The sequence below is a fragment of the Cohnella caldifontis genome, assembly GCF_029360585.1.
Taxonomy (GTDB): domain Bacteria; phylum Bacillota; class Bacilli; order Paenibacillales; family Paenibacillaceae; genus Cohnella; species Cohnella caldifontis.
On the sequence record NZ_JAQZSJ010000020.1, the window covers coordinates 72,032 to 92,260 of the forward strand.

Below are 20,229 nucleotides of genomic sequence, written 5' to 3' on the forward strand. Positions count from 1 at the left end.
ATACACACTAATCGTAATACTTACGAATTACTCTCACATACCACATCTTCATCATAAACCCCGTCTTCAAATCTTTCCGAGCAAGGGTAACAACGTTTTCGATCAAACCGTATGGCCGGACGTTGCGAGTTAGATTTGCGGCTTATCATCCACCCTCAACTCCGGGTCATCCTTGTGCAGATGTCGGTACAATTCCAATAGTTTCGGCAGTTCCTCCTCACGGATCGTTCGAACGATCGCGCTCTGCTTTTCGTGGTTCACCAATTGGACAAGCTCCTTTCTGGTAAACTTTGCATCCGGATCATTTCCGGGAGTGTGATAGATTGAGGGTGATTAAAGTTACAGGAGGTTCTCATGAAAAAGAAACTAGTCGCTGCATCCCTTGCCCTCGTGACTTCTCTATCGATTGCGGGTTCGGTCTTCGCGAGCACCAACTATGAAACCGACGTGAAATATGGCGTTAATTTGCGAACCGGTCCCAGTACCAGCAATCCTGTGATCCGATTGGTTCACACCGGCGAGGATGTTCACGTGATCAGCAAAGTCAATGCCTACTGGTTGAAAGTTCAAACGAAGGACGGGAAAACCGGCTATATCTCGGCGTCCTCCAAATACACGAATTATAATGGGTCTTCTTCTTCGTCGAGCAGTTCCGGCAGCTCGAGCAGTTCTACGAGCTCGAAGGCAGATGCCGTCATCGCAACGGCCAAATCCTTGATGTATAAAGCCGAATACGACTACGGAACGCGCAACACGAGCAAGCTGATCTTCGATTGTTCTTCGTTTACCCAATACGTGTTCGGTAAAAACGGAATCCAACTGAAATGGGGTACCCGTTACCAGAAGAACGCGGGCTCCTCTGTCAGCAAGTCGAATTTGAAGAAAGGCGACCTCGTGTTCTTCAGCGTCGGCAGCAGTTCGGGAATCGGCCATGTCGGGATTTACGTCAGCAACGGCAACTTTATCCATATTCTAGACGATAAAGTGAGCGACGTACACATGTCCAACCTGAACAGCGGATATTGGGCCAATCACTACGTAACCGCCCGGAGAGTCATTTAACGACTTCACCTAGGATAATAAAGAAGCTGGACGAGATTTCCTCTGTCCAGCTTTCTCTACATAATGGTCGATTATTTTGCTTGTTTCTCGGTTCGATAAGCGACTCGAATCAGATTTTTCCTCACGCAGGATGGGTTCAAATCCACCGATTGGCACAGCGTCTCGAACCATTCCGTATCCAGGAAGGCCAGCGCATCCTGACGATGGCGGAAGTTCTGCCCTCCCTTGCGGGCTCTTAGCTGCAAGTCCCAATGGGTAGTCAACAGAATTTCGTGAACCAGATGGATATAGCCTGATGTATTCACTCTATCTCCCTCCTGACTCCATCGTATCACTTCAAAGTACGAATGGAATCAAGATGAACCCTTTTTAAGCTTCATGCCCCTTTTCTGAACGATTTCTAAGCTCATCCTCCGTTGCCGGCTCTTGCGGAAGCGGAGGTTGCTGCGACATTTGGCCGTAAGCGACTTGAGGAGATGCAGGATTCAAGCGATCTTTCGACACTTCGTCATCCGGATTCGCCGAAGAGAACCTTGCGGCGTCCATTCCGTCCATAATGTTCATGGGGCTTCCCTCCTGGAATGGTGTTCTTTCCCACTTAGGTTGCCCTTGAAACGAGCCGTTATTCTCTGTACTTCGGAATCTCCAAAGCATACAGTTCATCATCAATCTGGGCGAACTTCTCCTGGACGACAGACCTCATGTCCGAGATGGCCTTATTATAGAAATATGAACCAAGTTGTTTCATCATGAAATCGATCAATTGCTCGGCGGCAAGTTCCCCGATCGATTCGGATCGTTCTTCCTGGAAATAAACTTGAACCTGACGGACGATAGCCTCTTTCTCTTCTTTGGGCAGCTTGATCGGTATAAGCATCTCTTGACCTCCTTAGGGATTAAAAATATATCCCGATTTGACCTCTTGCCATTAAGAGTAGATAGAATATCGGTGGGATCGATGACAGGATAGCCAAGAAGAAAATAAACGCTTTTTTATGCCGTTTTTGTTGAATCGAGTAGAACGTATAAGCTACAACGGCGCCTGAGAGCATATGAATGGGAAGATTAAGGATATGCGGTTGATGAACCAAGAGCTTCATTAACCAAGGAAAAGCCATTCCGAGGAGCAAGCCGGCGTAGAGATCGTACCGTTTGGAAGCATCCAGACCCCATCGCTGAAGGATATCAATGATAACGGCACACGCCAAGCCGTATGTGTAGGTCACGCATATGGAATAAAAAGAAGCATAGATGGCGAATAGAGGCACGGCTGCCGAATCGAATGCCAATCCGATGACAAGGCATGCGATCAAGGTGAATACCAGCCACGAACCGCCTGCAGCCGCCAGCTTTACCAAGATATACTGCCCAATGCGGCCTTGTGCAAATCGGGGCAATTCAAACGGCTTCTCGTCAAGCGAATTCCCGTAATCAAGACCGCAGCTCCAGCAATAATCCGGATATTCCGAATGAATGCATTCCCCGCAAAGTTCCTTTTTACATCGTACACAGGTATGTACCGCGGCGTTCGAAGCGTGAAAGTAACAGTTCATCGAGATCCCCTTTGAGAGCCGCCGTTATTTGGATAAGAGCTTTTCCCATTCGGCTAACGATATTTTCTCGTTCAAATCCCGTAAATGTTCCGGCACTTCGACAAAACACATAAATTCAAGCGAATTGCCATCCGGGTCGTCGAAATAAACGGAAACGTTCCCTTGATAGGGACGGACAAAATTTCGATAAAAGGCGATCGACGCTCCAAGATTGCGGACCGGGAGATGCGTTTCATATAGGCCTTGGATCAAGAATCATTCCTCCAGGGGTGTATCAATGATTAATGGCCTTAAATACTCCGAAACTTTGCCAAATCGATTCTACAGTTCCTTCTCCATCACATACCATCCGTCTGTCTTTTGCGGATACTCATGCTCCTCCAGAATCTTATATCCGATCTTCTGATAATAGGAAATATTATTCGGAAGCGACTTTCTGACTTCGATTCGCGTAACGCAAACCTGATGGTCTTGCGCGATTTGCTCTAGATAGTTCATCAATTTCTTCCCGATTCCAGTGCCTCGAACATGAGCCAATACGGATACGCGACCGATGTACATGTAATCATCACGAAAATAATATTGTGCGGAACCAATGGGCTCCCCTTTGCGCCAAACGAGGATCGCACCGCCTCCGCTGCCGATCTTCTTGCGAATGTCGTCAACTTCTTCACGCAACGCGCCTGAAGGAGGGTTTAGAATATCCTGATATTCCTCGAAAGCTTCCCGCATGATTCGATGAACGATCGGAAGCTGATCGTCCTCCGCTTGCCGAATGATCACGTCCAACATCATCACCATCTTCTCAATCATCCAAAATGGCCTGTGCTTCGATTTCCACCATTAGATCGGGATCGATCAGGCTTTTCACTTCGACCATCGTGGCTGCAGGTCTAACATCCTTGAAAAATTCTCCGTGCGCTTTCCCGATTTCTTCCCACTTGCTGATGTCCGTTACGAACATGCGAGTCCGAACGACGTCCTCCATCCTGGCCCCCGCTTGCTGCAAAGCGCTTTGAATCAATTCCAGGATAAACTTGGTTTGTTCATAGGCATTCCCTTTCCCTACGACTTCCCCGTCCTTCACTGCGGTAGTTCCCGCGACTTCTACCACATTTCCGACTCTGACCGCCCGGCAATATCCGACGACCGGTTCCCAGGGCGATCCTGTCGTAATCCGGATTCGTTCCGTCGTCACATGTACACCTCAATTTCGATTTAATCATCATCGTTGGATCCATTGGATTCTTTAACCTTATCTTGTTATCGTACTCAATCTTTCGATCGCCTGTTTCTCATCCGGAAGGAAAAAGATATCCTTGCCTTTATTGCACTCATAGATGAAATCCTTCAAGCTCTTGCTGGTATGAACGGAGAAATCCCCGACAATGGCCAGTTTGACATAATAGTTAATGAATTTTTGCAAGATCTCCCCCGCCAGCCCCGTTTTCAAATCGAAGAACTCTTCGCTAAGCGCGGTTTTGGGTAAAATAAATCGATCGCACCCCGTCTCATACCGGATCGTCGCCATAAGATCCAATGCGGACTGGGTGTCCGTGACCAATCTTTCATCGCTTTCGATTAGAGCGATTTCCACGCCGTTTTCGATGATTTTATTGATTTTCATTTAGGGCCTCCTAAGAAATATTGAGAACGAAAGCTACTCAAAATGCTTCCACCAAATGCCGGCACATTCCGGAACCGTTGACCATTGATTTAACCTGATCTTGGAAGCCAATTCATGGCCGAAGAAAAACTCGGTATTTTCAATGGCCTCTTCCACGCTCTCGAACGCATAGTCCATTCGAATCCATCTATGTTCAAACTGATATTTTTCTTCGAGCTGCGAATAATACTTCATTAAAAAATCGGGCGGATTCGGAGTCTCCGTCCCCGTTCCCATCGTTTCCAAAATGACGGCCGTGCCCTGGGGCTTGAGAATCCGGCGGATTTCAGTCATGACGTCTTCCAGATTCGTCTCCCAATCCGGCTGATTCGAACTGGCTAAGTAACAAATACTCCAACCGGAAATCACCATGTCGATCGACGAATCGGGAATCGGCAGCTCCCGATGGTCCGCTTCCACCGTGGTCCAATTCCTGGGCATGTTCCGCTGAGATAACTTAAAATCCAATTGATCCAGCATGGCCCTTGAAAGATCGGTGCAAATCAGCGACTTTGCTTCCGGAGCCACGAATGAGGAGATTCTGCCTGAGCCGGCGCCTAAGTCGACCACATCCAAGTTTCGGTAAGGCCGTATTTCTTTTATGATTTCCGATAGATCAGGTTGTCTGCTAATCATAGCATCATAGACATTTGCAGATTCTTTGTAAATCACGTCATGATCCGCCATCGACGATCCTCCTATAATCTGAAAACCATTAAGTCTTCATCGAAGTATTGGCCGTTATGCTTTAGAGCGTTGCGTTCGACGCCGTAGACCTCGAATCCCAAGGAAAGATAAAGTTTCTTTGCGGCTTCATTGCTGGATACGACGGATAAATTGATCTGCTCAAGGCCCTCGTTATTCTTGGTAATGCGAATTAATTCGAGCAACAGCTGCCTTGCAATGCCTTTTCCTCTCGCCTCAGGTCTGACATACATGCCGAATACGTTTCCTTTATGGGACGTCTTAAGTGAGTTTTCACGCACGAAGGTTACGATCCCAGCCAATTGATCAGCTTGAAAAGCTCCAAGAACAAACTTTCCTTCACTCGGCTGGATCCGCTCCCGTACGGTTTCCAAAGAGAATTCCGATTCGCGATCGTATGTGGAGCCGAATGCTTCCGGATTGGTTAGTAGTCCGTTCAAACGTATATCTTGATATTTCGCCGCGTCTGATTCTTGCAAAATTCGGATATTCATTTCATGTCATCTCCATTATGGTTGTCGTACCTCGAATCGTCGAGAAACCCTTCAAGCTTGCTCTTGACCTCTGCCCAGTCGGAATCGATGATGCTGTAGAACACATAATCCAAGCCGTGATATTTTTTCCTTAAAATTCCTTCTTTCGTGGCTCCAAGCCTTTCGATAGCCCTCTGCGAGTTATGATTTTCCGTTGTCGTAATGATTTCGACCCGGTTGATCTTTAACGTTTCGAAAGCATATTTCAATAATAGATATTTGGTTTCCGTATTGACTCTCGATCTCCAGACATGCGGTGAATACCAAGTCGATCCGATGTTCAAATTATGATGCTCTTCTGAGATTCTTAAATATCTCGTTGAGCCGACATATTGATGGAGGACTTTGTCGTATACGACATACGGGAATTGTTCTTTGCGCTCCCGGCCGTCTAATGCTTTCCGAATAAAACTACGCATATCCTCCATCGTACGGATCCGAATCGGATACTGATCCCAAATCTCCGGAAAACGCGCAGCCTCGAATAAAGGCTGGACATGTTCTTGTTCCATAGGAACGAGTTTTATTCTTCTTCCCTCAAGCTCAGCAAATGAAAACATCAACGGTTACTCCTTTTTCTCCCCGACGATCATGATCCGGATCATCGACAGAGACCGCCGATGCCATTCTTCATTATTCCATACGTACTGCACCATTTCCTTTCTCATCCTCGAAGTTGGCGTTGGCATTCAAACGTGAACCACTTCTACCTGAAGCGGGTCCAGTGCCTTCGAGGTATCGACGTAAACGAATGCGTCATAACGTTCGGACATTCTGGACGGCACGTAGTTGCCGCGTTCCCGGCGCGGGTGGTAGACGACGCCGATCGCCCGGTGACCGACCGTCTCCGCGAATCGGTCCCCGTGTTCCCTGAGCATGAGGATTTTGTCCCCTTCGCCGGCACGGTGCATCAGATCTTCCCAGCTGCCGGGGATTGCGGGCGGCACGTCCATCCGTTCGATCGCGCCGCCCCATTCGCGGGCTGCAATCACCGTTCCGCGGTGCGAACCGAACCCGACGGCAAAAACGTGCTCCCGACCGAGCTGTTCTCGCATCAACTGGCCGACGTTGACCATGCCGTCCTCCGCCATATCCGTCGCTCTCGCGTCTCCGATATGCGTATTGTGTTCCCAGACCACAGCTTTTGCTTCGGAACCGTAAAACGCACGAACGAGATTCAACGCCTCAACCATATGTTCATCCCTGATATTCCACGATTCCGGTCCGCCCCGCACCATTGCGCGGTAATATCGCTCGGCGTTTACCGCCACCAGCGCGTTCACCTCATCGTGCAGCTCGGCTTCCTCGTTTTCTCCTGCCCGTTTCCGATTGGCCCGCAACTCGGATAGCAGCTTGACCACCTCCTCCTCGCAGCTGTCGGAGAAGAAAGCCGCCGATACTCCGTAGGTTTGCGGATCCCGACTGAACGGGTCGAAGCAAGCGAAAGCTTCCTTCGCAATCTTCAGCTCTTCCGCACCGGTTTGTTCGAGATGGCGGATTACCTCTTCCATCGACTCCCACAGGCTATATACGTCCAGTCCATAAAACCCGACTTTACGTTCAGCCCCTGCCAACCCGCTATTATGCTTCCGAAGCCAACCAGCCAGCTCCGCCACTTCCCGATTCGCCCACATCCAGGTTGGCCATCGGTTAAAATCTCCAAGCGCCTCCAAGACGTTCTCTGCCGCTCCCGGCGCGTTTTTGACGAACCGGTTCAACGTACCGCAGGAAGGCCAGTCCCCTTCAACGGCGACAAAGTGAAACCCTTTGTCTCGGATGAGCCGTTTGGTGATTTCCATTCGGATCGTATAATATTCCGACGTACCGTGAGACGCTTCGCCGAGCAGCACGACCCGGGCATCGGCAGCGGCCTCCACGATCACGTCCAAGTCGTCCGATCGGTTCAACGGTATCGAAAGATCGCGAATTTCTCGTATCCACTTTTCCGTATCCCTTGAGAACATGTTGCAGGTCTCCTCTGTGTCTGTCCATGGTTATTCCGGCTTATTTTTTCCACCTTTTTCCGACTTATCCCGCAAACCGAAAAAGCCCGCGACATAACGCAGGCCGTTAATTTCCGTATTATCCGTCATAAGCTCAAAGAGGCGCTTTTCTGAGCTTCAAATCGTTCGAAGCAAATTTAGCGTTTCACCTATTGATAGATTTATGTATGCTAAGACTCTCATGGCCATTCGTTTCCGCTTATTAAAGAATGCCGGCCAATTCCCTTAAGCTCTTAATTCGATAATCGGGTTCTATGGTTATTTCATCTTTCCATGGCTGATTTACTTCTAGCCAAATGGTGTTCATTCCCGCCTTCCCCGCTCCTTCAATGTCATTCACTGGATGATCTCCAATATAAACGCATTGGTCCGCAGTTAAATCCAATCTCTCAAGTGCTATCTCAAATATTCCGGAGTGGGGTTTTTTTATCCCGACTTCTTCCGATACAAGAATCAAATCGAAACGATTCCGAATTCCAAGTTGATCGATCTTCCCATGTTGGATGAAGGTTCTGCCATTCGTTATTAACCCGACTTTATACGAAGCTTTGACATGTTGAATCATTTCAATCGCGCCATCCATCAAACAGGCATTGCTTACATAGTGGATGGAGTAATATTCCGACAATTCATTGAGTTCGGGCTTTTCTTTCCAAGGCAGTTCTTGAAGCATTTCAGAAAACATTTCGCGTCTTTCCTTATAACCATCCTGATCCAGTTCAATGATTCGATCAATAATAAGTTGTGTAGAACGAATGTGATTAAAATATCGATCTACTAATGATGTCGAGAAGCGATGGAATGTCTTCGTCCGATTTAAGAGTGTGTTGTCTAAATCAAAAATCACGGCTTTCAGGTTGTTCATGTTTTTCTCCACGCCTCGCATTTTACGACTCACTCAATTGTTCCGGTAAACCTCTTTGATACATTTGCACGCAGTTTGAATTAATCTCGGGACGATGAAATGCCATCTACGGCTTTCCTCCTTATGTAAGTCTTGGCGATACCCGAAATTAGTGCTCAGATCAATAAGAAGGTTTCGACGTTTGCCTAGTAAATGATCTCCTCGTCTTTTTTTACTCGAATTTCAACGGTAATACTCTGAATCGCTTGTTCATCTTCACCTAAATCATTTCGATCTTTGTTGGAGAGATTGATTTCGCTATCCGTCCACAATCTTATGTATAAATTGTCTTTATAATAATAACCAAATAATCTTTCATCTTGCTTTGATTGTAGTCGGTATCCGTTTGCTTCTAGTATCGTACGTGCGTACTCGAGAGAGTCCCCTATTCGAACTCCCAGTATAGAGAGATGTTCATTTGCCGTGGTGATTTGTTTAACTTTCGGACTTTTCAGCCAATCGATCTCTCCGTTTTTTTGAATACGGTCAAGCGTTTCGGAATAGCGGCCTGACAGCTTCAAAGCCGGATAAATAAAATTCATTTCACAGCCAAAACAGCCAACTGTCTTGTCTGGCCCCATTCCATACAGTCTTTCCACTTCATCCTTTGTCATCAGAAGTTTAATCTTATCCACTTCAATCTTGTTAATCTCGCTGCTTGTTGTCATTTCGTCTTTATCGAACCATATGAAAATTACAGAAATCGTTATTACTAAAACAACGGCGCCGAGCAGAATGATTCTATTCTTCATTGAATCACCTTCAAGTTTTCCTGACGATGATGAATCTAAGAATATATTCTTTCGTCGACTTGTCGTTGTAAGTAAGGATTTCTTTCGTAGAACCTATGTCAACCAACGTTCCCCATCTAAAATGATCGATCAAATCGGATTCCGTGAAGAAGTGAGCAATTTTGCCTTCGACATATTCGAATGTTCCTTCTTCAACCATCCGCCCAACCCCGTTGTGGGGATCCTCATCCGAAAAGCATGTAAAAAACATGATGCCGGACGGTTTTAATCGTTTCGAACAGTTTTGAATCAGTCTGATTCGGTCTTCAAATAGAAACAGATGAAGCAAATCATAACAATATATTGCATCATACTGCTTGCCATCTATGGGCTCATTTAATACAGATCCACAAATAAAATTGCTATGTGGGTCCCAATCCTTCGCTAATTTTACGGCTTCATGCGAAATTTCAATCCCATCAACCTGAAAAGAAAAAGAAAGTGCTTTTGTATTTCTGCCATAGCCGGAACCGGGAACCAGTACCGTTTTGACCTGAAAAGACTTGAAGATTTCAATGGCATTGTACACGGTTTTACTGGGAGACTGCCCCCAGATCATTCCCTGAGATAGAAATCGATTGTTCCAATATAGGTCCAGGTCCATTCCTATTCATCCTTTTGGGGTTTTAGGTTGGACGAGGGTAAGCCCAATCTCCTTCGTCTGTCCGTTCCAAGAAACATCAAACCCAAGTGCTTCGCCGATGAAACGAAAAGGCAGCATCGTGCGATTGCCGGATAGGAAAGGTGCACTATCCAGATTCCGTTCTTCTCCATTTACGAGAACCTTGGGGCTGCCGATCGTCAGCTCCAGCTTTGTCCGAGCTGTCATAACCGTTACTTTATTCATGTTATTGTGCCACTGCACGGTTCCTCCGACAGCCTCCGCCAAGAAGCGGACCGGCAGATAGGCTCTGCCTTCACGCAATACCGGTTTCGTACCGTAACCAGGATCAATCTCGAACGTCTCGCCGTTCAGCGTGAATGTTGGTTCGCCGATCCGCAGGGTTAACCGGCTTTCCGATGAAAACGGATTGATCACCTTCTTATCGCTGTAGAGCACCAGATAGTCAATTATGATTTCCGCTGCTTCAGGACGCATATCCATGTTCAAACGCTCATCGAAAGCAACCGCTGCAACGATCTTCCAAACCTCCTGCCATGACGACGCCATCTGGCTCTGTGACAGGACGATCGCGTGGATCATGGCTGCGGTAAAGCTATCTTTCATGCTCATCTTAGCATTCCGCAGCAGCTCTTCTGCTCTTGCCGTATCAAAGTAATCGTCCATCGCAAGCAAGTAACCGATTACGAAGAGCTCGTCTCCGCGCAATTCGGACAAATCGAGCTCCGAAAGCTCTTTGCCATAAGCATACTGTACATAAGCTTCGGTCCTTCCTTTTCGCTCCCCTTCCCAACCGATCGCATTGATGACAGCGGCACGGATATCCAGAGGCGCAGATTCATCCGCCAAGTATTCAGCTAATTCCTTCGTCACGCCCCCGGCTTTGTCTGCGGTTTGAACGATCTCCTCATCAAGATAAGCCTTGTAAAATTCCGTTGAAGTGACAGGCGAATCCGCGAATGCTGGTTTGATCGACCATACGGACACAACCATTATCAAGATGAGTGCGAATACAACCTTACTCCCCTTCATTCACAACACTCCCCCGCATTTTAGACACGAGCCGGCCTTAGATAGCTCCTATCTTAGGCCGGCTCATGTGTCGTCTAAACCTTCTTCCATGATTATACATCGAACGACCGAGGGGGCGTAAGCCGTCTTCAGTTCGCCTTTCATGATTTGACTTATCAGTTCATTGACTTGTTTTCTATTCTTTAAGATGATGATCTGTTTTTCATTCCTCACTTCACTCAGTTTATCTAAAATCTTCTGTCTGCTTCTTCTCCTATAGTTCCATACCCACTTTATAAATTCCCAGTCCAATTTTTCCGAACATCCTTCGTTCATATCCGGTCTTGTTTTATGACGGTATTTAATCCTTCGCTTCAACACACGATAAATACATAAAAGCGTCGGCAAGTCTAGAAATAGCACCATATCGGCTTTGCTTAGTCTTATGTCTATTGTTCTTGAATAATTTCCATCCATTATCCATTGCTCTTCGTTACATAACTGCTCTAACAGTTGATCCCATTCCTCATTTGGCGTAGGGATCCAATTCGGTTTCCAGTAATACCGGTCTAAATGAATGACAGGAAGTTTAAAGGATGTTCCAAGTATTTGGGAAAGCGTAGATTTCCCTGAGCCCGCTGAACCTAAAACTAATATCCGGTTAACCATCGTTGTCTCCAATCGTTTGTTCAGCTCTTCGTTGAATTGTCTTTGGTTGTTTTTAAAATCCTATAAACGCTTATTGTTAACCATATGAGCCCAAGAAGCATACTTGAAATTATAGGTACATAAGTCCAGTTGGATATTGTGCCATCACCAACAGGTCCTATTCTCGGTTGCTGAAGTTTCCAAAGTCGGTAAATGCTTAGACCAATCAAAAATACAGAAATAAATAAAGTGAAATAGTTTCGCTTCATTGTTCCCTCGTATTGATTCATCGCATCCGAATCTGCGATATCAAATGTCTTTCGTCACATCAATCCAAGTATTTATGACTTGTTTTAGACTTTCCTTTTTTATTTCTATTTCATCCATCGACCTGAATCTAACGATAGCTCTATCTCCAGCCACCCATTCCAAAAGGTGAGTTGAGTCTTCAAAGAGAGGTTTTCCTTGAGCATGCTCAGTAACTTTCGAACCACAATGAAAAATTAGTCGAAACCCGTCCTTGCCATGTAAGTTAAAGGTTATTCGATCGTCACCATTAATAAAATAACTTGGTGCATTCCACTTTATGTGTTCTGACAGTTGCTCGTTAGCACTTAAAATAACCCTTCTTACATATTCAATTTCGGGCTTTAATGGATGGTTGAGTCCTTCTAGAAATTTTTCTACTTGTTCTTGCCCAGTTAGTTTTTTAGGTTTTTGGCTGTCATTAAATGTAAGCCCTTTCGAGTTTAACGCTTCTCGAAGTTGTTTTAATGCATTTTGGCCTATTCCATGAAGTTGACTAATTTCTGATTCTCTATACTCTGTGAGTTGTTGTAGGTTTGTTATTCCTACATTCAGTAGTGCCCTGACAGCGGGCTGCGCTAGTTTAGGTAAGTCATTATTCATCTTGTCTCTCCTCTCAATTGTATTTCATAGGAGTAAGACATAACGTTCTTCGTATTCATTCACGAACCCGATCTTCGAGTTACTGTCGCACTGCTTTCTGTTGCTTATTTGTTACCGAGTTGCTCCGCTAAACCGATTAGCAGTCCTTCGGTTCCACGAATGTAGCAGAGCCGATACGAGTCCTCGTACTGTACCACTTCTCCAACGAGCTGAGCACCGTGCTTAGTGAGTCTTGATACCATTTCGTCAATGTCTTCAACGGTGAACATGACGCGCAGATAACCGAGGGCATTTACAGGAACAGTCCGGTGATCTGATATAGTAGGTGGGGAGAGAAATCGCGAAAGTTCAAGTCGACTGTGGCCATCTGGAGTAACCATCATAGCAATCTCTACGCACTGAGAACCCAGTCCGGTTACACGACCGGCCCATTCGCCTTCGACAGTGGCTCGCCCTTCGAGCTTCAAGCCAATCTCTTCGAAGAAAGAGATTGCGTCATCAAGGGATTCTACAACGATGCCGACATTGTCCATTCTTAATAATCTGTTTTTTGTCATTGTTTCATCTCCTTATGTGTACAAAAGCGGCCGCGATGCGTTTAGGTTCGCAAGGTTGTCCGCTTGATTCCGTTTCCACGATATCCCTCGCATCCAATAAAACTATTAAAGCTCTTTAACAAAAAATAACTCTCCTATGTTTCCTTCATTGATTCCATTTATTATTCCACATTCCTTAAATCCACTCTTCCTATGCCACTCTTGAGGGTTGTTTTCATTCACCTGAGATGAACTATATATTGCTTTTACGCCTTTTTTCTTTAAATGTTCTTCAACGAATTGCAATAGCCTTTTGCCAAGACCTTGACCTCTGTAATCCGGATGAACCTTTATCAGTCCTATATACGGATACTTTGACCATAAAAATTCTAACCTCAGATAACCAACTACGTCCTCATCGTCAGTAGCCAAAACAATTTCTTGGTTTTGTAGTTTCCAAGTTAAGATATGGTTTGGAACGTGTTGATCACCATTGACGACATCATTTGAGTCTTTTATATTTCCAAATCTAACCGTGATAGACATAATTGACGAGTCTCCTTGTGTACTATCGAAGTTCATTGCTCCTGGATTACGTTCTTTGTATTCACGAACCCGAGAACCTTAGGCGGACCAAGGGGCTGTGAAGCTCCGCTGCGTGAATACGATGTTATTAGAAGTATCGTTCTTCACTGATTTACATAAAAAACCAACCCCAATTGTATAGGATGAGGAGTTGGCTTGAATAATTTAGTCACTTTTCAATTTTGAACGTAAAATGCCAATATGCCGAGTTTCCTGAGTATCGACCTCGATTTTCTGTAACCTTAACCTTGAGAATTTTACTCTGTGTTTTAGTTATTGTAGATACTTTGATTTTTGAAGTTGATGTTCCACTTTCAGGAATCTTATCTTGTTCTTCGGCAATGCCTTTTAATGTTAAAGTATCGGATGACTTTAAGGTTAATGAAACAGTTGTTCCTTCTTCAATTTCTTTTCCATTAACGTAGCCAGCAGTATACCACTCGTTGCCAACGTGGTCATTCTCAACCAGTTCTATACGAACTAATGTGACTTTCAATTTAACTGGTTTTGTCGCCGCCGACAACGGCTGCACTAATACGAAAAATGAAAGGAGAAATAGAAGAACAATAGTTATTCGTTTTTTCATTGAGAGTGCTTCCCCCAATAATTAACAAGATTATCTACACTTCAATTTATATCAATGTATTCATGTGTTTTCAACGAGATTGCTAATAACTTTTCCGTGTTCAACTTAAACTGCACGAGTCTTGCGACTAGCACGAGCGACCGAAGCGGCATGTCTGCCGATGCGTGAACACATTGTTTTACGCAGCCCTTGCCTTCCTGAATACGTTCCATAGCACTAGAATTTGTAATACCAAAAAATTGCCTTTTCATGCTTTGTCGAAAAGTTAGTGTATAGCATAGTATCCACTCCACCAATAACAAAGTTGTTCTTTGTATAAAAGCGGCAAGCTGATAGGTTAACATCCTGAGTTTCAAGCATGAGACCTAATTGATTATTCTGCGTTGCCCACTCTTTCGCTCTCATCAATAATTCCGTTCCAACGCCCCGTAGTCTCCAATCGCTAGCGACTGCGATATCCTCAACAAATGCAAATCCATTCCAATTTGTTCGTAGCCTGATCTGACCTATGCAATGATTACTCTCATAATAGAAAAAGACTGCCTTATTCTTATCTTCGATGTAACTTACATCAACATCGTTATTATCATATTTTTTTATATATTGTTCAGAGAATATCTCTTCGGTATATGTCCAATTTCCGTTCTCGTATATAGGAATTATTCGTCCAAATACAACTAGACTCTCATTAGATTTGTTATAGTCATTGATGTTCTCATGAGTCATTCTAGTAATCATATAAATACTCCCTATTATGGAGTTTCGATTAATTTAAATGTTAGTACAATTGCAAGGATAGCGTATCACCTTCTTGTGTTCACGAACCCGAGAACTTTGGCTGCGATGCGTGAATACGATGTGAACAGAAGTTCCTACATTCGAAGCATTTCTCAAAGAACTTATATTTTATAAACGTTGATTTATGTATGGGAGAGGATATTTATTAGTTTGCCAAACGGATCGCGGACATAAAATCTTCGTACTCCCCACGGTTCATCCACAGGTCCATATTCTATTGGGAATCCAGCTCTTTTCATACGTTCTAAACAAATATCAACATTGTCAACTTCAATTGAAAGATCTGGTGTAGGTGTCAGCGAGCCTCCTTGCGAAGCGAAACTAATTTGAATGTTCATTTTTTCATTGGAACCATAAGTTACAATCCAACCATGATCCATCAATAAGTCAAGTCCAAGCACATCTTGATAGAACGATTTTGCCTCTTCAAGATTTGAAGTTTCTATATCCGCAACAATTCGTTTAACTTTCATCATAACTACCTCCGAGATGTTTGAATTTTTGAACTTATTCATTTGCTATGTCTGATAACGTACCCGCATTCACGAACCCGAAGAACCTTAAGCCCCAACGGGGCGGCCGCGACGCGGTTAGGTTCGCAGGGTTGTCTGCCTGATTTGACCTCCTCGAAATGCCTTGGGCAGACCGAGCAGCCAACAGGCTGCGATGCGTGATCACGATGTTAGCTGAAGTTGGGCGTCAAATCTGATNTGCCTGATTTGACCTCCTCGAAATGCCTTGGGCAGACCGAGCAGCCAACAGGCTGCGATGCGTGATCACGATGTTAGCTGAAGTTGGGCGTCAAATCTGATAATGTCATATAAAAGCCGCGTCTTGCTAATTCGATAGAATACTTCCCCGGTCCAGAACCACAATCTAATATGTGTCCATGGGTTGGTAGATTATTAATGATGTGGTGGAAATTTAAAGTGAATTCAATGGGTTCACGGTCAAGGCGCCCCATTCGTCGAAAGAACTGTAATATGAAATAACTTTCTCCAAGAGCCGGCCTTAGATAGCTCCTATCTTAGGCCGGCTCGTGTGTCGTCTGTACCATCTTCCATGATTATACATCTGATAACCAAGGGGCGTAAGCTCCGTAACATGAATGCTTTCGCAGTAGTTACATTCAATTTATTCATTCATCTTTACATTTGCAGGTTCTAGGACAACTGCATGTGGCATCCAACAATCTGATCTCAGTGTCCCGATTTCGTGTTTGTTAATACATACTTGATTTATTCCATCGCAGCCATCTGCTCCACAGCAACCATTCAATCGCTTGGTATCCCAGCGGAACTCACAATTCAATAAATCGATTTTATTAATGAGAAACTTACCTTTGCTCTTTTCATTATAATAATGTCCATCATCAATCAAGTAATGTCCTCTCGGTAAGTAATCCTGTTCATCTTCTTCATTTAATTGTAACTTGTCATCCAACTGAACTAACTCTTCAGTCAATTGAATATCACAGAACCTGCAGAAGAATTTCATCATACTTTGTCCTTTCACAGTCAAATATCGGATAACGTCTCTTTTATTCACGAACCCGAACCTTAAGCCCCAACGGGGCGGCCGCCGAACTTTCTTTCTCATCTTTCCAATCTCATATAGATACTTCGTTCCATAAATCCAAGTGATCTCCAGAAATTAATCGCTCTTTCATTCCAAGATAAAACTTCAATGTCTATCCTGGATGTTCCTAAATATTCAATCAATTTCTGAAACGCTAGAGTACCGTAACCTTCTCTTCTACATTCTCTACATATGAAAAACTGCCTTAAATATACTGGATTAAGCTTCACATTAAGAAGCGCATATCCTTTTATATTATCCTCTTCGATGAATAGAACAGCTCTGTATTCTGAATTAATAAACTCTTTCATTCTTTCCTTAAGTTGAATCAAATCCATTTTATTATCATGGCCTTCATCTTCAATGAGCTGCTTATTGAGTAAAGCAAGTATTTCTATATCTTCTATCGAGCCTTCCTTCAGTATTAGTTGTTTCAAAGGATCACCCGCATGTTCTAGTGTTCTATGGTTTTGCCATATTTCAGATAACGTTCTTGTATTCGCGACTTCTTTCAGGCCAAGCTGATGGCAAATTGCTTAAGTAACTAGGAGGTACATAATGTTTTATTTAGTTTTTTGAGACTCATTATAGATTTTATACTTCAATTGATTCACCTTTAGTTCTGTCGTATAACGTCTCTCGCATTCACGACGCCGATCCCCCTTAGATAGCTCTTATCTTAGGGGGATCGGTGTGTCCGCCTGATCCTCTCCATCGAGATGCCTCGGGCGGACCGAGCAGCCAAATGGCTGAGATGCGTGAATATGATGTTAGGTGAAGTATTCGCCCTCATCGATGTACTTACAAATCAGTCAAGGTCTTTATATACGAATCTTCTATATTCCTTAAATCCACTCTTCTGATAAAAATGCTCTGCAATCTTATTATCAATCCAGTAATCGAGCTCTATTTTATTGATTCCATGATCTCTTGCGAATTGATCTATCTTATTCAATAGCATTAATCCAAGTCCTCTGCCCTGATATTCCTTACGAATACATAATTGATGTACAAATACAGATTTATTAGCTCTCATGAAAACATTCTCTGAATATTCCCTTAGTTCAATCCAGGCATATCCAAAATATTGATCATCGTCTTTAATTATGTAAAAGAGGTATCTTGGATTGGTTATCGCATTCTTAAAGAATTCATTCACGGACTCAAAGTGATATTCCTTAAAGTAAGCTGGATATAGCGCTACATGCAAATCATGTACATCTTTATTGAGACGAGCAATTACTTCTGATTCAGAAGTTTGAATGATTTGCATAGTATTGCCTCCATGTCACACTTAATATCGATTTGCGAATATTTCACCTAACGTTCCTCGTATTCACGAACCCGAGAACCTTAAGCCCCAACGGTGCGGCCGCGACGCGGTTAGATTCGCAGGGTTTTCCGCCTGTATCCGCTTCCTCGAAAATCCTCGGGCGGACCGAGGGCCGAATGGCCCGAAGCGTGAATAAGGTGTTATATGCTGTCGGGGCCATCCTCGAAAAATCTTATAAGTATCATTAAATTCTCTACTGCTTTTTCTATTTTTTTAAATTCAATTTCTTTCATTATTTCCAGATACCCGTTTTGGCTTTTTCTTGCCTTTTCGTACTTCTTGAACTTATCGCGACCTATTTCAGTATTTAATTCTTTATCATCCCATATTAGTTCCAATTCTTCTTTTGTAAAACTTTTCCACAGTTCCTCAGCTTTTAAATATAGTTCATTCCAACGCAATAGAACTTCCTTAAGAGGATGTTCTACACCATTGATAATCATATTTATATCCTCTTTATGTAAAGAATAAGCCTCTTCAAATTCCCAAGAGATTGTCGGAAATAATCTAAATGAACAATTCATGCGAATAATATCTGGAAGTTCTGAAACGATTGATGTTATATCAACATCGTAGTCGGAAAACCATTGATCATCAATCTTATATGCATATCTAAAACTTCCGCAAAATACTTTGGGATGTTTCCGAAGTTTTACTTGATCATTTAAGAAAACAATAAATTCTCCACCGTTCATAAGTGGTAAATGCTTGTACCAGCTATGGACTTCCGATACATGAACCATAAAACTTAATTGTTGTTCTCGGGAAGGGATTGCTGCCATCATCCATCTCCTTATCTGTATAATTAAAATGGTTTTGCCCCGATTGCATATAACGTTCTTGTATTTGCGACGTCCATCCCCCTTAGATAGCTCTTATCTTAGGGGGATGGATGTGTCCGGCTGATTTCGCTTCCTGAGTTACCTCTGCCGGACACCGAGGGCCGAATGGCCCGAAGCGCGAATACGGTGTTAGATGATGCCTGTGCCTTCTTCGGATTTACATTCTTGAATTTTTGTTGGATTGCGAACTCCATTGTGGAGGCCGTTTCATAAAGCGCTCACTATCTTTAATAAATCCGTACTTCTCATATAATCCATGAGCATCTTTGGTACCTAACAATCCCATCAATCCTTCAAGCTCTGCTAAATTCATGATTGAATCAATTAATTTCTTTCCTATTCCCTTACCTCTATGTTCTTCTTCGATATATACATCACACAAATAGAAAAAGGTTGCCCAATCTGTAACGACTCGTGCGAAACCTACTTGTTTATCTTCATGAAATACCCCAATACAATACGAATTCTCTATAGCCTTTTTTGTCCGTTCGTGGGGTCTTGTGTTTGCCCAATAACTCTTAGATAAGAAGTCGATTACATCGTCACTTCGAATCTTTAACTTATCATCACTGATGAGATAGTCATTAAATACTACTTCCATTGAATAACCCCCATTATAGATTTTGCACAGGTTTCATCTAACGTCTCTCGTATTCACGACGCCCCACCACCTTAAGATCCCGGAGGGACGGCCGCGATGCGGTTAGGTGGTGCGGGTGTGTCGCCTGAATTCGCTTCCTCGAAATGCCTCGGTCGACCGAGGAACGGCGAATGCCGGCCCGATGCGTGAATGCATTGTTAGGCGAAGTCCAATGAGATACCCTCAAAGGATTCTTGGTTCCCCATGTATAAAATATCATAATTATGATAAAATTATTGGTGAGATTAAAATTTTTCTCTGGGGTGATAAAAATGCCCATCATTAAACCGATTTCAGATCTTAGAAATAACTTTAACTACATCTCAGAAGTGTGTCACACGGAGGGTGAACCGGTTTTTATTACAAAAAACGGTCATGAGGATCTTGTTGTCATGAGCCATGCCCTTTACGAAAAACAACAAGCGATAATTGAATTGTACCAAAAACTGGCGGAGGCAGAGAAAGAAAGTTCTGATCCAAACGTTCAAAGGGTCGATCATACTGATCTGATGAAATCATTAAGGAGCCGTGTCCATGGAGGAAAAACTTCCGATTAAATACCTGCCGTCAGCTGTACAGGATTTAACGGATATCGTTGATTACATCTCCATTGATAATCCTACTGCGGCAATTCAAGTTATTAATCAAATAGATGAATCAATTTCTATACTGGCCCACTTCCCATACAGTGGTGTCACTCCTAAAGTCGCCAGGCTTCAATTGCTTAACTATAGGGTTCTAGTTGTTCAAAATTATCTCGTATTTTATGTTGTCGAAACTGATTTTATCGAGGTACGTAGAATCCTTCATGCCAAACGTAAATATAATTTCTTGTTTTAACACAATCTCTGCTCCAGGATTTCGCCTAACGTCTTACGTATTCACGAACCCGAGAACCTTAAGCCCCAACGGGGCGGCCGCGAC

At 43.7% G+C, this 20,229-nt stretch carries 31 protein-coding genes; 3 read left to right on the plus strand and 28 right to left on the minus strand.

Annotated elements, in window-relative coordinates; genetic code table 11:
• The first annotated feature begins 354 nt into the window (after positions 1–354).
• A complete protein-coding gene (locus tag PTZ19_RS21355; protein ID WP_276357655.1) occupies positions 355–1,062 on the plus strand; it encodes a C40 family peptidase in 708 nt (235 codons plus the stop codon).
• A 71-nt stretch (positions 1,063–1,133) separates the two neighbouring features.
• On the opposite strand, the gene PTZ19_RS21360 is transcribed toward PTZ19_RS21355, so the two are convergent.
• From PTZ19_RS21360 to PTZ19_RS21500, 28 genes are all read right to left on the minus strand, one after another.
• Positions 1,134–1,367: a hypothetical protein gene (locus PTZ19_RS21360; protein WP_276357656.1), complete on the minus strand. Its 234-nt coding sequence runs from the start codon at positions 1,365–1,367 to the stop codon at positions 1,134–1,136.
• Positions 1,368–1,431: 64 nt separating this feature from the next.
• On the minus strand, positions 1,432–1,626 hold the full coding sequence (locus PTZ19_RS21365) for a hypothetical protein (RefSeq protein WP_276357657.1): 195 nt from the start codon (positions 1,624–1,626) through the stop codon (positions 1,432–1,434).
• A 58-nt stretch (positions 1,627–1,684) separates the two neighbouring features.
• A complete protein-coding gene (locus PTZ19_RS21370; protein WP_276357658.1) occupies positions 1,685–1,939 on the minus strand; it encodes a DUF2164 domain-containing protein in 255 nt (84 codons plus the stop codon).
• 19 nt (positions 1,940–1,958) lie between these two features.
• The gene (locus tag PTZ19_RS21375) at positions 1,959–2,615 is read right to left on the minus strand and encodes a hypothetical protein (RefSeq protein ID WP_276357659.1); all 657 of its coding nucleotides are present in this window, start codon (positions 2,613–2,615) and stop codon (positions 1,959–1,961) included.
• Between the two features lie 24 nt (positions 2,616–2,639).
• Entirely contained in the window at positions 2,640–2,867 is a 228-nt protein-coding gene (locus PTZ19_RS21380) for a hypothetical protein (RefSeq protein WP_276357660.1), read from the minus strand.
• A gap of 69 nt (positions 2,868–2,936) precedes the next feature.
• A complete protein-coding gene (locus PTZ19_RS21385) occupies positions 2,937–3,416 on the minus strand; it encodes a GNAT family N-acetyltransferase (RefSeq protein ID WP_276357661.1) in 480 nt (159 codons plus the stop codon).
• A 4-nt stretch (positions 3,417–3,420) separates the two neighbouring features.
• Positions 3,421–3,813, minus strand: coding sequence for a RidA family protein (locus PTZ19_RS21390; protein WP_276357662.1), 393 nt, complete (start codon positions 3,811–3,813; stop codon positions 3,421–3,423).
• Between the two features lie 57 nt (positions 3,814–3,870).
• Entirely contained in the window at positions 3,871–4,242 is a 372-nt protein-coding gene (locus PTZ19_RS21395) for a DUF4180 domain-containing protein (protein ID WP_276357663.1), read from the minus strand.
• A gap of 33 nt (positions 4,243–4,275) precedes the next feature.
• On the minus strand, positions 4,276–4,968 hold the full coding sequence (locus PTZ19_RS21400; protein ID WP_276357664.1) for a class I SAM-dependent methyltransferase: 693 nt from the start codon (positions 4,966–4,968) through the stop codon (positions 4,276–4,278).
• A gap of 11 nt (positions 4,969–4,979) precedes the next feature.
• A complete protein-coding gene (locus tag PTZ19_RS21405) occupies positions 4,980–5,480 on the minus strand; it encodes a GNAT family N-acetyltransferase (RefSeq protein ID WP_276357665.1) in 501 nt (166 codons plus the stop codon).
• Positions 5,477–6,079, minus strand: a complete 603-nt coding sequence (locus PTZ19_RS21410) for a GNAT family N-acetyltransferase (RefSeq protein ID WP_276357666.1) — start codon at positions 6,077–6,079, stop codon at positions 5,477–5,479. Before PTZ19_RS21410 ends, PTZ19_RS21405 begins: the two co-directional genes overlap by 4 nt.
• Positions 6,080–6,208: 129 nt before the next feature.
• The gene (locus PTZ19_RS21415) at positions 6,209–7,483 is read right to left on the minus strand and encodes an erythromycin esterase family protein (protein ID WP_276357667.1); all 1,275 of its coding nucleotides are present in this window, start codon (positions 7,481–7,483) and stop codon (positions 6,209–6,211) included.
• Positions 7,484–7,724: 241 nt separating this feature from the next.
• Positions 7,725–8,387: an HAD family hydrolase gene (locus tag PTZ19_RS21420; protein WP_276357668.1), complete on the minus strand. Its 663-nt coding sequence runs from the start codon at positions 8,385–8,387 to the stop codon at positions 7,725–7,727.
• Between the two features lie 185 nt (positions 8,388–8,572).
• Entirely contained in the window at positions 8,573–9,178 is a 606-nt protein-coding gene (locus PTZ19_RS21425; protein WP_276357669.1) for a hypothetical protein, read from the minus strand.
• Positions 9,179–9,188: 10 nt separating this feature from the next.
• Positions 9,189–9,821 (minus strand): class I SAM-dependent methyltransferase, encoded by a 633-nt coding sequence (locus tag PTZ19_RS21430; protein WP_276357670.1) that lies wholly within the window; start codon positions 9,819–9,821, stop codon positions 9,189–9,191.
• 6 nt (positions 9,822–9,827) lie between these two features.
• On the minus strand, positions 9,828–10,871 hold the full coding sequence (locus PTZ19_RS21435) for a copper amine oxidase N-terminal domain-containing protein (protein WP_276357671.1): 1,044 nt from the start codon (positions 10,869–10,871) through the stop codon (positions 9,828–9,830).
• A gap of 63 nt (positions 10,872–10,934) precedes the next feature.
• Positions 10,935–11,531, minus strand: a complete 597-nt coding sequence (locus PTZ19_RS21440; RefSeq protein WP_276357672.1) for a DNA topology modulation protein — start codon at positions 11,529–11,531, stop codon at positions 10,935–10,937.
• A 276-nt stretch (positions 11,532–11,807) separates the two neighbouring features.
• Complete coding sequence (locus tag PTZ19_RS21445; RefSeq protein ID WP_276357673.1) at positions 11,808–12,407, minus strand: DUF1801 domain-containing protein; 600 nt, start codon at positions 12,405–12,407, stop codon at positions 11,808–11,810.
• Positions 12,408–12,511: 104 nt separating this feature from the next.
• Positions 12,512–12,964, minus strand: coding sequence for a VOC family protein (locus PTZ19_RS21450; RefSeq protein ID WP_276357674.1), 453 nt, complete (start codon positions 12,962–12,964; stop codon positions 12,512–12,514).
• A 105-nt stretch (positions 12,965–13,069) separates the two neighbouring features.
• The gene (locus tag PTZ19_RS21455) at positions 13,070–13,489 is read right to left on the minus strand and encodes a GNAT family N-acetyltransferase (protein ID WP_276357675.1); all 420 of its coding nucleotides are present in this window, start codon (positions 13,487–13,489) and stop codon (positions 13,070–13,072) included.
• A 208-nt stretch (positions 13,490–13,697) separates the two neighbouring features.
• Positions 13,698–14,114: a hypothetical protein gene (locus PTZ19_RS21460; protein WP_276357676.1), complete on the minus strand. Its 417-nt coding sequence runs from the start codon at positions 14,112–14,114 to the stop codon at positions 13,698–13,700.
• Positions 14,115–14,330: 216 nt separating this feature from the next.
• On the minus strand, positions 14,331–14,852 hold the full coding sequence (locus PTZ19_RS21465; RefSeq protein ID WP_276357677.1) for a GNAT family N-acetyltransferase: 522 nt from the start codon (positions 14,850–14,852) through the stop codon (positions 14,331–14,333).
• 182 nt (positions 14,853–15,034) lie between these two features.
• Positions 15,035–15,385: a VOC family protein gene (locus PTZ19_RS21470; protein ID WP_276357678.1), complete on the minus strand. Its 351-nt coding sequence runs from the start codon at positions 15,383–15,385 to the stop codon at positions 15,035–15,037.
• Between the two features lie 661 nt (positions 15,386–16,046).
• A complete protein-coding gene (locus tag PTZ19_RS21480; protein WP_276357679.1) occupies positions 16,047–16,355 on the minus strand; it encodes a hypothetical protein in 309 nt (102 codons plus the stop codon).
• 152 nt (positions 16,356–16,507) lie between these two features.
• Positions 16,508–16,927, minus strand: coding sequence for a GNAT family N-acetyltransferase (locus PTZ19_RS21485; RefSeq protein ID WP_276357680.1), 420 nt, complete (start codon positions 16,925–16,927; stop codon positions 16,508–16,510).
• A gap of 371 nt (positions 16,928–17,298) precedes the next feature.
• Positions 17,299–17,763, minus strand: a complete 465-nt coding sequence (locus PTZ19_RS21490) for a GNAT family N-acetyltransferase (RefSeq protein WP_276357681.1) — start codon at positions 17,761–17,763, stop codon at positions 17,299–17,301.
• Positions 17,764–17,963: 200 nt separating this feature from the next.
• Positions 17,964–18,605, minus strand: coding sequence for a hypothetical protein (locus PTZ19_RS21495; protein ID WP_276357682.1), 642 nt, complete (start codon positions 18,603–18,605; stop codon positions 17,964–17,966).
• Between the two features lie 217 nt (positions 18,606–18,822).
• Complete coding sequence (locus tag PTZ19_RS21500) at positions 18,823–19,266, minus strand: GNAT family N-acetyltransferase (protein WP_276357683.1); 444 nt, start codon at positions 19,264–19,266, stop codon at positions 18,823–18,825.
• Between the two features lie 311 nt (positions 19,267–19,577).
• Between PTZ19_RS21500 and PTZ19_RS21505 the strand changes: the two genes are divergently transcribed.
• A complete protein-coding gene (locus PTZ19_RS21505) occupies positions 19,578–19,862 on the plus strand; it encodes a type II toxin-antitoxin system Phd/YefM family antitoxin (RefSeq protein ID WP_276357684.1) in 285 nt (94 codons plus the stop codon).
• Complete coding sequence (locus PTZ19_RS21510) at positions 19,840–20,145, plus strand: type II toxin-antitoxin system RelE/ParE family toxin (RefSeq protein ID WP_276357685.1); 306 nt, start codon at positions 19,840–19,842, stop codon at positions 20,143–20,145. The genes PTZ19_RS21505 and PTZ19_RS21510 overlap by 23 nt, the downstream gene beginning before the upstream one ends.
• Positions 20,146–20,229: the final 84 nt, after the last annotated feature.